General features: G+C 26.5%; 17 protein-coding genes. 10 read left to right on the top strand and 7 right to left on the bottom strand.

What is annotated here, in order from left to right; all coding sequences use genetic code 11:
• The first annotated feature begins 82 nt into the window (after positions 1-82).
• The 9 genes from X275_RS05455 (at position 83) to X275_RS05415 (ending at position 6,701) form a co-directional block, all read left to right on the top strand.
• Complete coding sequence (locus X275_RS05455; RefSeq protein ID WP_052913657.1) at positions 83-1,192, top strand: THUMP domain-containing class I SAM-dependent RNA methyltransferase; 1,110 nt, start codon at positions 83-85, stop codon at positions 1,190-1,192.
• A complete protein-coding gene (locus X275_RS05450; protein ID WP_047267885.1) occupies positions 1,152-1,823 on the top strand; it encodes a hypothetical protein in 672 nt (223 codons plus the stop codon). Before X275_RS05455 ends, X275_RS05450 begins: the two co-directional genes overlap by 41 nt.
• A gap of 6 nt (positions 1,824-1,829) precedes the next feature.
• A complete protein-coding gene (locus X275_RS05445) occupies positions 1,830-2,654 on the top strand; it encodes an HD-GYP domain-containing protein (protein WP_052913655.1) in 825 nt (274 codons plus the stop codon).
• Positions 2,651-3,757, top strand: coding sequence for an extracellular solute-binding protein (locus tag X275_RS05440; protein WP_047267884.1), 1,107 nt, complete (start codon positions 2,651-2,653; stop codon positions 3,755-3,757). The genes X275_RS05445 and X275_RS05440 overlap by 4 nt, the downstream gene beginning before the upstream one ends.
• A gap of 249 nt (positions 3,758-4,006) precedes the next feature.
• Entirely contained in the window at positions 4,007-4,249 is a 243-nt protein-coding gene (locus X275_RS05435) for an uberolysin/carnocyclin family circular bacteriocin (protein WP_442914811.1), read from the top strand.
• A gap of 357 nt (positions 4,250-4,606) precedes the next feature.
• The gene (locus X275_RS11690) at positions 4,607-5,029 is read left to right on the top strand and encodes a hypothetical protein (RefSeq protein ID WP_197072604.1); all 423 of its coding nucleotides are present in this window, start codon (positions 4,607-4,609) and stop codon (positions 5,027-5,029) included.
• 23 nt (positions 5,030-5,052) lie between these two features.
• On the top strand, positions 5,053-5,595 hold the full coding sequence (locus X275_RS05425; RefSeq protein WP_197072603.1) for a hypothetical protein: 543 nt from the start codon (positions 5,053-5,055) through the stop codon (positions 5,593-5,595).
• Between the two features lie 25 nt (positions 5,596-5,620).
• A complete protein-coding gene (locus X275_RS05420; RefSeq protein WP_047267880.1) occupies positions 5,621-6,214 on the top strand; it encodes an ATP-binding cassette domain-containing protein in 594 nt (197 codons plus the stop codon).
• Complete coding sequence (locus tag X275_RS05415; RefSeq protein ID WP_047267879.1) at positions 6,207-6,701, top strand: hypothetical protein; 495 nt, start codon at positions 6,207-6,209, stop codon at positions 6,699-6,701. The genes X275_RS05420 and X275_RS05415 overlap by 8 nt, the downstream gene beginning before the upstream one ends.
• A 206-nt stretch (positions 6,702-6,907) precedes the next feature.
• Here the strand turns inward: X275_RS05415 and X275_RS05410 are convergent, their stop codons facing one another.
• The 7 genes from X275_RS05410 to X275_RS05380 are packed head-to-tail and all read right to left on the bottom strand — an operon-like array spanning position 6,908 to position 12,681.
• Positions 6,908-7,321 (bottom strand): biotin/lipoyl-containing protein, encoded by a 414-nt coding sequence (locus tag X275_RS05410; RefSeq protein ID WP_047265764.1) that lies wholly within the window; start codon positions 7,319-7,321, stop codon positions 6,908-6,910.
• The gene (locus X275_RS05405) at positions 7,318-7,686 is read right to left on the bottom strand and encodes an OadG family protein (protein ID WP_047265763.1); all 369 of its coding nucleotides are present in this window, start codon (positions 7,684-7,686) and stop codon (positions 7,318-7,320) included. Before X275_RS05405 ends, X275_RS05410 begins: the two co-directional genes overlap by 4 nt.
• A 14-nt stretch (positions 7,687-7,700) precedes the next feature.
• A complete protein-coding gene (locus X275_RS05400; protein ID WP_047265762.1) occupies positions 7,701-9,254 on the bottom strand; it encodes an acyl-CoA carboxylase subunit beta in 1,554 nt (517 codons plus the stop codon).
• A 37-nt stretch (positions 9,255-9,291) separates the two neighbouring features.
• Positions 9,292-9,690, bottom strand: a complete 399-nt coding sequence (gene mce / locus X275_RS05395; protein WP_047265761.1) for a methylmalonyl-CoA epimerase — start codon at positions 9,688-9,690, stop codon at positions 9,292-9,294.
• A complete protein-coding gene (gene meaB / locus X275_RS05390; protein WP_052913653.1) occupies positions 9,677-10,609 on the bottom strand; it encodes a methylmalonyl Co-A mutase-associated GTPase MeaB in 933 nt (310 codons plus the stop codon). Before meaB ends, mce begins: the two co-directional genes overlap by 14 nt.
• On the bottom strand, positions 10,587-10,985 hold the full coding sequence (locus X275_RS05385) for a cobalamin B12-binding domain-containing protein (protein ID WP_047267878.1): 399 nt from the start codon (positions 10,983-10,985) through the stop codon (positions 10,587-10,589). Before X275_RS05385 ends, meaB begins: the two co-directional genes overlap by 23 nt.
• Positions 10,986-11,001: 16 nt before the next feature.
• Positions 11,002-12,681 carry an acyl-CoA mutase large subunit family protein gene (locus X275_RS05380; protein ID WP_047267877.1) on the bottom strand — a complete coding sequence of 560 codons (1,680 nt, stop codon included), beginning with the start codon at positions 12,679-12,681 and terminating at the stop codon, positions 11,002-11,004.
• Between the two features lie 232 nt (positions 12,682-12,913).
• On the opposite strand from X275_RS05380, the gene X275_RS05375 reads away from it, so the two are divergent.
• Entirely contained in the window at positions 12,914-13,525 is a 612-nt protein-coding gene (locus tag X275_RS05375) for a septum site-determining protein MinC (protein WP_047265758.1), read from the top strand.
• The last annotated feature ends 6 nt before the right edge of the window (positions 13,526-13,531 follow it).

Genomic DNA, 13,531 nt, shown 5'->3' with positions numbered 1-13,531 from the left:
ATCAATTTGAAAATAAAATATTATGTTAAAAAATAGGTGGTATAATTAAAATAAGAATATTTAAATATTGGGAGTGAGGAAGTTGAATTATATAGCATTATGTTCAATAGGTTTAGAAAAAATATTGTCAAATGAATTAAAAAAGCTGAATTACAAAATAGAAAATGCAAATAATGGTATGGTAGAATTTTCTGGTAAAGCTTATGATTATTATAAGTTAAATTTAAAATTGAGAACAGCAGAAAGGATTTTTATAAAAATTGCAGAATTTAATGTGGAAAGTTTTGATGATTTATATGATGGTATAATGAATTTGGATTTGTCATATTATTTTCCTAAAAATGGTAAAATAATAGTTGATAAGGTAAGAACTTCAAAATCTATTTTATATAATCAATCAGTAATTCAATCAATTGTAAAGAAAGCTATAATAGAAAAATTAAAAAAAGAATATAAAATAAATGTATATAATGAAGAAACCGGAATATACAAATTGCGTGTATATATAAAGAATAACATAGTAACTTTAACATTGGATACAACTGGCGAAGGATTACATAGGCGTGGGTATAGAAAACTCGTAAGCGAAGCACCTCTTCGCGAAACTATTGCAGCGGCAATGGTTTTGAAAGCAGGCTGGAAAAGAAAACATGTATTGATAGATCCTTTTTGTGGTTCAGGAACCATTCCAATAGAGGCAGCAATGTATGGAATAAATATGGATCCTGGAATATATAGGAGATTTTCATTTGAAACGTGGTCTAATTTTGATGAAAAAAAGTTTGTAGAATATAAAAAAGAATCTCTGGAAATTATTAAATATGGGGAGCTTAAACTTTTTGGTTTTGATAAAAATTTTAAGATGATAGAGATAGCACGAAAAAATGCTGAGATATTTAAACTAAATAAATTTATACGTTTTGAAAAAAGAAATATGGAGAGCATAAAATTAGATTATAGTGAAGGATATATAATAACAAATCCTCCATATGGTGAAAGGTTGAAGGATAAGGCTCATGCAGAAAAAATTTACGAACAAATGAGATATCTGAGGAAAACATTTCCATATTTCAACTATTCTATTATAACTTCACATGAAAATTTTGAAGCATTTTTTGGAAAGAAAGCTAATAAGAAAAAAAAGATTATAAATGGAAAACAAATATTATATATTTATGAATATAAAAGCTAAAGGTGATAAAATGAAAGAATATTCAATAAAAAAAATATTTAATAAGCAAAGTTTTCTTTTGCTTATTTTAATATTTATTTTTTTGTTTCCGACAACAATATATTTTGATATAAAGGAAGAAATAAAGTATAAAAAAGGAATGTTTAATAAAATTACCAATATATTCTTTTCAGAATTAACAAAGGAAATAGACAATGAATTAGAAAAAGCAAAAAGTTATAATATAATAAAGGCTTCGGAGAAAGTATTAAATGCTTTAAAAGAGGTTGGAGCATTTAATGGATATTCAGTCATTGAAAATAAAGAATTATATAATTATTATTATAAAAAAAATAAATTATATTTAAGGATAATATATCTTCCACCAATTGTAAAAAATACAATTAGAAAAATTAATCTGGATAGTAATTATATTGTAATGGGATTTAATAGAAATATAATAGTATCAAATGTGAAAGTAGAAGAAAATATAAAGGAAATAAAATTGATTAATAATAATATTATAAAAATAGGAAGAAAATATTATTATGTAAGATTTAACGATAGCACTTACGGGGTATATCCAATATACGTTCTATTTGATATTAGTATGGATTTAAAGAGCTATATGTTAAATGAATCAATTCAATGATCTGTATTGATAATTTTAATATTTCTAATTTCTTATATTATAGATAAAAAATTTTATTTAAGAATACAATATGCAATAGAAGATTTTTCCAGTGAAGTTGAAAGTATAGGAGAGAATATTTTAAATGGAGAAAAAATTGATTATCATATTTCTAAAACTTATATAAAAGAGATAGATCGAATAGGAAAAACTCTGGATAAAATGTTTAAAAATAATATAGATTATATATCTAAAAATAAAAGGTTGATACAAGAAATAATAAGTCTTCTTGGTAATATTTCAGAATTTAGAGATGAAATAACGGGAAATCATATAATTAGAGTTGGTAAAATATCAAAAATAATAGCTTCAAAAATATTAAAAGACAAAAATTTAATTGAGGATTACTATTATGCAGCGCAAATGCATGATATTGGAAAAATAGGAATACCTGATTCAATTCTATTAAAACCAGAAAAATTAACTGATGAAGAATATAAATATATGAAAAAACATGCGGAAATAGGTTATAAAATTCTAAAAAAAATAGATGATGGTTTTTTTGATCTCGCTTCAAGGATAGCCTTATATCATCATGAAAAATATGATGGAAGTGGATATCCATATGGATTAAAAGGTAAAGAAATTCCTATAGAGGGAAGAATAGTAGCGATATGTGATGTTTTTGATGCTCTTGTTTCAGAAAGACCTTATAAAAAAGCATTTTCCATTGAAAAATCTATAGAAATAATAATAGAAGAGAAAGGGAAACATTTTGATCCAGAAATTGTAGAAATTTTTCTGGAAAATATAGAAGAAATAAAAGGGATATATAGGGAGATGAAAAAATGAAATTTAAAGTAGTGCTGATAATTTTCATTGTAGTTTTAATCAGCATATATGCTATATTTCCCAGAAAAAATATAAATATAGTAACACAAATGTCTGAAAGTGAAACAAAAGGATTGGAAAAAATTTTAAACTCATACAAATTATTTCATATGGTCAAGTTTAACATTGAGAGAATCCCATTTTCGGGACATTTTTCAAGGATAAAGCAACTGCTTGATTTAAATCGTAAAATTGATATTGCAAGAGTAGATATAAAAACACCTGAATGGTTTGAATCATATATAAAAGATAAACCAATATTACAATCAGTAGATTGCCTTGTTATGTTATATAATAAAAAACATATAAAAAAACCACCACAAACATTAAACGAATTATGGGATTATATAGAAAATAATACAAAAGATATATATGGAAATAATATTAATTCTCCAACATTTGATAAAAATAAAATTGAAGACTATGTATTTTATATGCCATATAATTCAGGATGGTGGATGAGCGCTATCTTTTTAAGTGAAGATAAAAATTTTTTAACTTCAAATGTCAATAAGAAAAGATTTATTAATATAGCGGAAAAAATAAAATTTTTATATAAGAATAATTTAATTCCAAAAATTACAGAAAATTTTTATGATGATATGATAAATATGTTTGTCCGTGGGGAAGTGGATATAATATTCAATGGCCCATGGAGTTTTTCTACATACAAGGAAAAAGGTTTTGATTTTGGAGTTTCAATTATCCCTTCTGGAATTGATGGGAGTTTTTCTCCAATGGGTGGTCAACAATGGGTGTTGTTAAATAAATCAAGTGAAGCTGAAAAAGTAATGGAATATTTATCAAAAACAGAAGTGGCTAAAAAATTTTATAAATATAATAATACGATTATGCCAGATGAAAAATTTTTAGAAGAATTAGATAAAAAAGAAGATATAGTTGCAAAACAATTGAAAACAGCAATAAAAATTGATAAAAAAACAGATTATATATTATTTAAATTTTTCAGTACTGATTTTATAATGTATTTAAATGATAAAATGGATTCAGAAGAATTATATAATAGATGGTTAAAATATTTAATTCATCATCATTTTAATTAGAATATCTTTGATAATAAACAAAAACTTAACTATAAAAACATATTAGGTGATAATATAATTATGTAAATTTATTAAATTTAATAAAAGAAAAATTAATTATAATTTTACTTAAATTTTACTCTATAGTATTGATTTTTTTTTTTTTTTGATAACATCAAATCGGAATTATATAAAATTATTATTTCAAAGTATGTAAATTTATCAAAAGGGAGGGATTTTGTGAAAAAAATTGTATTTCTTGCAGTAAGTATTATAGCTTTTAATTTTATTGTATTTTTTGTTTTTTCACCTCTGAATTTGGCTTCCATGCTTGGAATTTCAACATATGCAGCAAAAAAAGTTATAGATATTATTGATACATTTTCAACTATCGCAACTATTATTTCAATAGTCACAGCAATTATTGGAACGGAGGCTATTACAGCTGGAATAGTAGCAGTTGCAAAAAAAATGATTAAAAAGTATGGGAAAAAATACGCAACCATGTGGTAATTTGATTTTTGTAATCAAAAAAGAAGAATGATTAATAATCATTCTTCTTTTTTTAAGGAGGAGATAAATATCAAATTACTTATGAAATACTGGATTGATAATTTTAAGATAGTTAAAGATGTATTTATAAATTCTTTTATTTATTGTTATATATATATATTTATGATTATAGGTTCTTTATTTATATATGTTTTCTTTTTTAATAGAAATTCATTTATAAGTGTTTTATTTTTTTCGTTTTTATTGGTTCATTACAACTATCCCAATATTATAACTTATTTCAAACAATACAGAAATTTACACTACTTAACCTCTAAAAAAACGGCAGTCAAATTTATTGTTTTCACATTTTTAAGAATGAATCCTTTTATTAGTGTATATATAATTTCGAATATAATATTATTTTTATTATATTTACATCAATATGAAAAGATAGTATTTTTAGCAATTAATTTTTTATTTCAGATTACATATCTTTTTATAAAAGTATATACTAAAAAAATAAAATATATCTTGTTTTCACTTCTTTTTATATATGTTTTAGTATATATATTGAAGATAAAAATATTATTCTTAATCCCTGTTATTATCATCAATATTTTATTTTTATATCAAACATGGTTTTCGCAATTTAAAGAAATTATTATTAATAATAAAAAGTATTCTGAAAAAGATTTTTATCTAAAAAAGGAAATGAATCCATTGATTTCTTTAAGGCTTTTTTTTGAAAGATATCCAATAAGTGAATATGTTGAATTTATATTTGTTTTTTTGGTATGATTATAACATATTATTTCTTTAATATGTATATTGCTGAATATTTTTTAATGATTTTTTTGATGGCTGAATTAGAATTAATTTTAGAAGAAAAACAGTTAAACTTTGAGGTTTTATATAGCAAATATGCATTTTTCAAAACCACAAAGTATCCATATAAATACTGGATTTTAAATTCGTATGAATTTAAAATAGGGCTTTTTTTTACTGCTATTATATTTTTATTTTTTATTTTTGTATTAATTTCTAAAGATTTAAGTATCTACATTCTATTATTTTTTATAAATCTAATTTTACTTGTATGGTATATAATTAAAATTTATATTTTCATTCATTATAAATCTTTTGAGTTTAGAAAAAAAATAAATCATTTTTTTCTGATTATTTTTGTAATATATGTAATAATAATCTTTTTGATTCCAGATATGTATAATAATATTTTTTTGAAAATATCTTTTTATAATAAAATATATGGTGAATTTTTTAAACTTGCATTTCTGGTATTTTTATATATATTCAACATTCACAAATTAATATCTTTTTATGTGCTTAAATTAAGAAAAAGGTGAGTATATGCTAGGAGGATCAGATAGAATGCTTGAACTTAAAAATTGTTATAAAAAATATGGAGAAAAAATAATTTTTGAAAATATCTCTTATGTTTTTTATAATAACATATACTGGTTAAAAGGAGAAAATGGAATTGGGAAAAGTGTGTTTCTTAGATGTATTTCGAACATTGAAAAATTTAGTGGAGGAATATATAAAAATAACTTAAAAAGAATATTGTATATTCCAGAATTTTCATTAAATGAGAATTGGTTAACATTAAAAGAAAATATTGAATTATTTATGTTTTATCATAGTATAAATATTAGGAAAGATTTTATTGAAAAAGTTTTAAAAAAGTTGAATATAGAAGATGCCTCCATATTTCCATATAAAGCATCAGTTGGAACAAATTTAAAAACAATTTTTTCTCTTATTTTTATACCAAATATGTGGGACATGATTATTATTGATGAGGCGATTTCTCATCTGGATTTAAAAACACAGAATATTTTATTTGCCGAGTTAAACCAAAGAAGTTCAGAAAGAACTATAGTAATATTTACTTATCATGGGAATTTAAATAGCTATAATTTTATTGAATTAACTTTAAAAAAGGAAGGGATGTTTTATGATTAAAAAAGAACATATATACTTTTTAATAACTTATATAGGTGCGTCATATATTTTTGTATCTTTTGTTTTTGAATATTTTCAGAAAAACATCTCAATAAAAAAAATTATTGTCGACTTATCTAAAAGTATAGATATAAATATTTCGTTTTTAAATATCTTGATTATATTTCTTGCATTATTTGTGTTTTTTCTTTCGTTTATAATCGGAATATTTTTAAATAAAATAATTTTTAAATTTTTGAGTATAAGCATAAATGAATTAAAATTATCAATTGGAATATTGATAAGCTATATTATGTCTTTGCTAATTGGAATTTTATTTTTAGGTATTAAAATAAATTCTTATTTATTGTTTTTGGTTACCAATTTTGTTGGAATAGTGGTTATGGTCTTTTTATTTTCTGACGAATTAAAGAATAAAAAATTGTATTACGTTATAATTTTTAGCTTAATATATAGTATAAATATTTTCATTCGTTTTTTAATTTAATATCTAAAGCAACTATAAGCTTTTTAAAATAATAAAAAATATGGAACTTGGATACAAAAAAATTAGCAAAAATACTCATTTGATAGAAAAAATAAATTTTTAGATAAAACTATTCTTAAAATCTTAGGACTTTTTAGAAAGGTACACAAATAATAAAAAGGAGAATAAATTCTCCTTTTTATTATTTGTGGTAACATTCTGATTTATTATGAAATTATAATTAAATCTTGATCCCCTTCTATACTGTCACCTTTCTTAACAAGTATTTTTTCAACAACGCCATCATAATCACTTAATATTTCGTTTTCCATTTTCATAGCTTCTATTACCAATAGTTTTTGCCCTTTTGATACTCTATTACCTTCAGCAATATTTATATCTACGACAACACCAGGTAATGGAGCTTTTACAACATTTTTTCCGTCAGATACAGATGTATGTTTTTGTTTTTGCATAACAGGTGTAGGCTCTGGTGCTGGCCTTGATATTGGTGCAGATTGTACAGGTGGCTGAGCAACAGGTTGTGGTGCAGGTTGAGATGCGGTACTGTTATTTTCTAATTCTTCTACTTCCACTGCATAATTTTTTCCATTTACCTTAACATTAAACTTTCTTATCATTTTCTCCCTCCTAATCTTTTTGCTCTCCAGGTAATAGCAGATGGTAATACTCCCCACATGCTTTTATTTTTTCTTTGTGATAATGTAGTTTCTTGAATGCTTTTTATCTTAAATTTTTTGTTTTCCATAATCATCGATATTGCTCCCATTATAGCAGCAACTATTTCTTCATCATCATTAATGTTGATAATATTTTTATCTTCAACAGGTTTTGGGTTTGTATGAGGCATGTTTATTTCCTTTTTTACTTTTCTTTCATTTGATGGAGATAAAAATTTGAAAAATATAAAAAACATACTTAATATAAACAATACAAGAAAAACTATAACTATTCCAACAAGAGTAATTGACAAAACATTATTCATAATAACACCACCATTTATAATGGAATATTTCCATGTTTTTTATTTGGTCTTGGTTCAGCTTTTGATTCAGATATATATAATGTTTGAATTAAAACTTTTCTGGTTTCTTTTGGATCTATAACATCTTCTATATAACCTCTTCCAGCTGCAACATAAGGATTTGCAAATTCTTTTTTATATTCTTCAATTTTTTCCATTCTTGTTTTTTCTGGATTTTCCGAATTTTGTATATCTTTTCTGAATATAATATTCGCTGCTCCTTCTGATCCCATAACAGCAATTTCTGCAGTTGGCCATGCAAATACAAAATCAGACCCTATATGTTGAGATGCCATGGCTATATAAGCGCCCCCGTAAGCTTTTCTTAAAATCACGGTCAATTTTGGTACAGTTGCTTCACTATATGAATATAATAATTTAGCTCCATGTCTGATTATTCCTCCATGTTCCTGACCAACACCTGGTAAGAATCCCGGAGTATCCACAAATGTAATAATAGGAATATTAAACGCATCACAGAATCTTATAAATCTTGCAGCTTTATCTGAAGAATTTATGTCTAAAGCTCCAGCTAATACCTTTGGTTGGTTAGCAATTATTCCAACACTTTTTCCTCCTAATCTACCAAATCCCACAACTATATTTGTGGCATAGTATTTATGCACTTCAAAGAAAGAATTTTTATCTAACACCAGATTTAAAATATCTCTAATATCATATCCTTTTTTTGGATTTGGAGATACTATTTCATAAATCTTTTCAGGTAAATCAAAATTATTATCAAAATCAAAATCTTCTGGAGTCTCTAAATTGTTAGAAGGAATGTATGATAAGAGTTTTTTGGCTATATTCATAGCATCCTCATCTGATTCTGCAATAAAATGAGCAACACCGCTTTTTGCATTATGAGCCATAGCGCCGCCAAGTTGGTTTTTATCAACATTTTCACCTGTAACAGCTTTTATTACCTGAGGTCCAGTTATGAACATTTGCGATGTATTGTCGACCATTATAATAAAATCGGTGATTGCTGGAGAATATACAGCACCACCAGCACAAGGTCCTGCAATTATTGTGATTTGTGGAATAACTCCAGATGCTAAGGTGTTTCTATAAAATATTCCACCATATCCGTATAGTGAGTCGACGCCTTCCTGTATTCTTGCACCTCCAGAATCATTAATTCCAATAATTGGAATTCCATATTTCATAGCCATATCCTGAATTTTCATAATTTTTTTTGCATGCATCTCTCCAAGAGAACCACCTTGAACGGTAAAATCCTGAGAATATATTGCAATTTTCTGACCATTAATTGTTCCGATGCCTGTTATTACTCCATCATATGGAAATATTTTTTTGTCAAGACCAAAGTTTGTGCTTCTGTGTTTTACAAATAAATCCGTTTCAACAAATGACCCTTTATCCACCAATAATTCGATTCTTTCCCTTGCAGTTAACTTGCCGAGTTTGTGTTGTTTTTCTATTTTTGTTTCTCCGCCACCTTCATATAACTTTTCTTTTCTTTTTAAGAATTCTTCGTATATTTCTTGAAACTTCTCATCCATTTATTACACTCCCTTCAAGAGTATTATATTTATTATACTATTTATGTTCAACTAATTCAACTAATACGCCATTTGTTGTTTTTGGATGTAAAAAAACAACTTTTGTGTTATGAGCACCATCTTTTGGTTCGTCACTTAAAGGTTTTATTCCCAATTCTTTTGATTTCTTTATCATTTCACTGGCATTTTCCACTTCGTATGCTATATGATGTATTCCTTCGCCTTTTTTATTTAAAAATCCAGAAATTTCAGAATTTTCATGCAAAGGCTCTAATAATTCTATTCTTGTATCACCAGCTTTTATAAAAACGACCTTTAATCCTCTATTTTCAAGAATTTCTTCTCCTGTTATTTCTAAATTTAATAAATTTTTATATAAATTTAAAGCTTTATCAATGGATTTTACTGCAATTCCAATATGATCAATCTTTTTCATTTTTTTCCTCCTCACATATATATTTCATTATTTTTTCTTTGTAATCTTTTATATTTTCAAATTCTATATTTGAGTCATCTATTATATTATCTATATTTCTTATAATAGAGCTTCTAACTCTTCTTTTTATTCTTCTTTTTTTTCTATATTCATATTCGCCTGAATTTTTTAATTCATTAAAATGTGTATCAATCCAATTTATGCTTTCTATAATACCTTTGTTTTGTATAGCGCTAACAGGTAATATGATTTTTGATTTATATTCATTTTCCAGAGATAATGTGTTTTTCAATTGTAAAATAAATTTATCAGCTTCTGGTAAATCCATTTTGTTTATTATATAGGCATCAGCTATTTCCATTATTCCAGCTTTAAACATCTGTATTTCATCACCGGTATTTGGAGATAAAACAAGGAGCACAGTATCTGCAACAAATATTACTTCTATTTCAGATTGTCCTGCACCAACAGTTTCTATAATTATTTTATCAAATCCAAATGATTTCATAACATCTACAATATCATATATTGAATCGCATAAACCACCAACGCTGCCTCGAGAAGCTATACTTCTTATGTAAACATTGTTTTTACCGGACAAATTTCTCATACGTATTCTATCTCCAAGAAAAGCGCCACCGGAAAATGGGCTTGATGGGTCAACAGCTATAATACCTATTTTTAAATTATTTTTGCTCCATTCATTAACAGCTTTTGATAAAAATGTACTTTTTCCAGCACCAGGACTTCCGGTTATTCCTATTATTTGTGTATCTTTTTCGGGGTTTGGAAGTTGTTTTATTATATCCCAGGCATAATTTATATTGTTTTCTACAAGGGATATTACCTGTGCTAAAGCATATTTTTCACCATTTTTGAACTTTTCTATTATATTTTCAAGCTTTTTTTGAATATACAATTTCTTTCACCTTGCTGATTATTGTTTCAAGTGGAGTTCCAGGACCAAAGACTTCTACAATCCCAATTTCTTTTAAAGTTGGTATGTCATCTTCTGGTATAATTCCACCTAAAAATACGGGAATATCTGCATCTTTTTCTTTTAATAATTTCAACACTTTTTCGCATAATTTCATATGTGCTCCTGATAGTATTGATAATCCTATGATATTTACATCTTCTTCTAAAGCTGTATTTACAATATCTTCTGGAGTTTGCCTTATTCCAGTATATATAACTTCCATTCCAGCGTCTCTTAATGCTCTTGCAACGACCTTAGCTCCTCTATCATGACCATCTAAACCGGGTTTTCCTACCAATACCCTTATTTTATTCATCCTTAATCCTCCCTTGTTATAATATTACAGCTTCGTGGTATTCGCCGAAGACGTCTCTTAAAACATTTGTGATTTCACCCAATGTAGCATATGATTTCACTGCGTCTAAAATATATGGCATAATATTTTCATTGTTTTTTGCAGCATTTTCCAATTTTAACAGATTTTTCTTTACTTCGTCGTTATTTCTTTCTTTTCTTAGATTTTTTAATTTTTCTTTTTGTTTTTCTTCAACGATAGGATCCACTTTTAAAATGGTTCCGTTATGTTCTTCTTCTACTGTAAATTTATTTAATCCTACAATAATCTGTTCGGAATTTTCTATAGATAGTTGTGTTTCATAAGCAGAATTTAATATCTCTTTTTGAACATAACCATTTTCAATTGCTCTTACCATTCCTCCCATTTCTTCAATTTTTTCTATATATTTCATAGCTTTTTCCTCAATGTCTTTTGTTAAAGATTCTATAACATATGATCCTGCAAAAGGATCTATTGTTTCAGTAACCCCTGATTCATATGCTATTATTTGTTGTGTTCTTAAAGCAATTGTAGCAGATAACTCCGTAGGCAATCCAAGAGCTTCGTCATAAGAATTCGTATGCAGTGATTGAGTTCCACCTAAAACAGCGGCTAAAGCCTGCAAGGTAACTCTTATTATATTGTTTAAAGGTTGTTGAGCAGTTAATGTGGAACCTGCAGTTTGAGTGTGAAATTTTAATCTTAATGCAGCAGGGTTTGTGACATTAAATTTATTTTTCATTAGTTTAGCCCATAATTTTCTTGCAGCTCTGAATTTTGCAATTTCTTCAATAAAATTGTTATGGGCATTGAAGAAAAAGGATAAATTTTTTCCAAATATATTTGGATCTAACCCTGCTTTAACAGCAGCTTCAACATATGCCAATCCGTCAGCTAATGTAAATGCGACTTCTTGAACGGCATTTGCGCCAGCTTCTCTTATATGATATCCACTTATACTTATTAAATTAAATTTAGGGAGATTTTTGGAACCATATTCAAATATATCTACAATTACTTTCATCGAAGGTTCTGGAGGAAATACATATGTGCCTCTTGCTATATATTCTTTTAATATATCGTTTTGTATAGTTCCTCTCAACTTTTCTTGTTCTACCCCTTGTTTTTCAGCAACAGCTATTAACATTGAGAGCAATATTGAAGCTGTAGAATTAATAGTCATAGAAACACTTACTTTATCAAGAGGTATACCATCAAAAAGTATTTCCATATCTTTTAAAGAGTCTATAGCAACGCCTACTTTTCCCACTTCACCTTCTGACATTGAATGATCTGAATCATATCCTATTTGAGTAGGTAAATCAAAAGCAACTGAAAGACCTGTTTGTCCCTGTTCTAATAAATATTTATATCGTTTATTGGATTCTTCAGCAGAAGCAAAACCCGCATATTGTCTCATTGTCCAGAATCTTCCTCTATACATTGTAGGTTGAACGCCACGAGTAAAAGGATATTCCCCTGGAAATCCTATATCTTCTAAATAATCAATATTTTTAATGTCTTCAGGTGTGTATAAACGCTTTACCTCTTCATTATAAGTAGTTTTAAAATGTTTTTTTCTTTCTGGAAATCTTTCGAGTGTCTTTTTTAAGGTTGTTTCTTCCCATTTTTTCTTCTTCTCTGAAATTTCAATTAATTTTTTATCCTGATACATAAAGCACCTCCGCAGATTTCTGGATTTTTTTGGGTTAAATATTTCACGACACGATTATATTTTACAATATTTTTTTCTTTTTTGCTAATGAAAAAATCTGCAATAAAAGATAATTTCAGCTGATAATTAAGGATTATCTTAGATATGATAAGAATAATAAATTGGTATTAACGATAATTATATGCTATTATATTATATAGATATTAATTGAAAATTACAGGAGGTTTTTTGTATGGCTTCGGAAAAAGATATTGTATATCCTAAATTTATTGATGGAGACATCATTTTTTTTCTTGAGAAAAACGTTACACAAAAGCAACTTTTGGAAAAACTTTCTGAAAATTTAGATAAGCTGAATAACTTTTTTTCAGAAGGTGATGGGTTCTATGTTTTGATAAAAAATCCAGAAATGTATTCAATTGTACCCAAAATAGGAAAGCTGGCAAAGGAGAAAAAATTATATTTATCAGGAGCATATTTTGAAGATCTTCCAGAAATCAAAAAAAAGAAGAAAGAATTTAGATTAAGTGGTACTAATATATATAAGAAACATGTGCGCTCTGGTCAGATACTTGATAATCCAGGAGATATAATTATTTTTGGTAATGTGAATCAGGGTTCAGAAATAAGAGCTGGAGGGAGTGTGATAGTATTTGGTAAAATAAAGGGTACAGTTAGAGTTGGAATGACGCAGCATAAAAATACATTTATAGTAGCAGCAGAAATGGAATCACCTCTTGTGGAAATATGCGGAATAGTCTTAAATAATTACGCATGGCCAAAAGGGCCAGTATCAATACATTATGATAATGATCAGATAAATGTTGAACCTATAGAATTATGATGGAGG

This window comes from Marinitoga sp. 1197 (genome assembly GCF_001021165.1).
Lineage (GTDB): Bacteria > Thermotogota > Thermotogae > Petrotogales > Petrotogaceae > Marinitoga.
This window is presented reverse-complemented; position numbering and strand designations above follow the sequence as displayed.

Bases quoted from the DNA above. Each gene is read 5' to 3' on its own strand.
- X275_RS05405 (WP_047265763.1), bottom strand. From the start codon at position 7,686: ATGAATAATGTTTTGTCAATTACTCTTGTTGGAATAGTTATAGTTTTT.
- mce (WP_047265761.1), bottom strand. From the start codon at position 9,690: ATGAAAAAGATTGATCATATTGGAATTGCAGTAAAATCCATTGATAAA.
- X275_RS05385 (WP_047267878.1), bottom strand. From the start codon at position 10,985: ATGAATAAAATAAGGGTATTGGTAGGAAAACCCGGTTTAGATGGTCAT.
- X275_RS05450 (WP_047267885.1), top strand. From the start codon at position 1,152: ATGGAAAACAAATATTATATATTTATGAATATAAAAGCTAAAGGTGAT.
- X275_RS05415 (WP_047267879.1), top strand. From the start codon at position 6,207: ATGATTAAAAAAGAACATATATACTTTTTAATAACTTATATAGGTGCG.
- X275_RS05425 (WP_197072603.1), top strand. From the start codon at position 5,053: ATGTATATTGCTGAATATTTTTTAATGATTTTTTTGATGGCTGAATTA.
- X275_RS05375 (WP_047265758.1), top strand. From the start codon at position 12,914: ATGGCTTCGGAAAAAGATATTGTATATCCTAAATTTATTGATGGAGAC.
- X275_RS05410 (WP_047265764.1), bottom strand. From the start codon at position 7,321: ATGATAAGAAAGTTTAATGTTAAGGTAAATGGAAAAAATTATGCAGTG.
- X275_RS05380 (WP_047267877.1), bottom strand. From the start codon at position 12,681: ATGTATCAGGATAAAAAATTAATTGAAATTTCAGAGAAGAAGAAAAAA.
- X275_RS11690 (WP_197072604.1), top strand. From the start codon at position 4,607: ATGAATCCTTTTATTAGTGTATATATAATTTCGAATATAATATTATTT.
- X275_RS05400 (WP_047265762.1), bottom strand. From the start codon at position 9,254: ATGGATGAGAAGTTTCAAGAAATATACGAAGAATTCTTAAAAAGAAAA.
- X275_RS05440 (WP_047267884.1), top strand. From the start codon at position 2,651: ATGAAATTTAAAGTAGTGCTGATAATTTTCATTGTAGTTTTAATCAGC.
- X275_RS05420 (WP_047267880.1), top strand. From the start codon at position 5,621: ATGCTTGAACTTAAAAATTGTTATAAAAAATATGGAGAAAAAATAATT.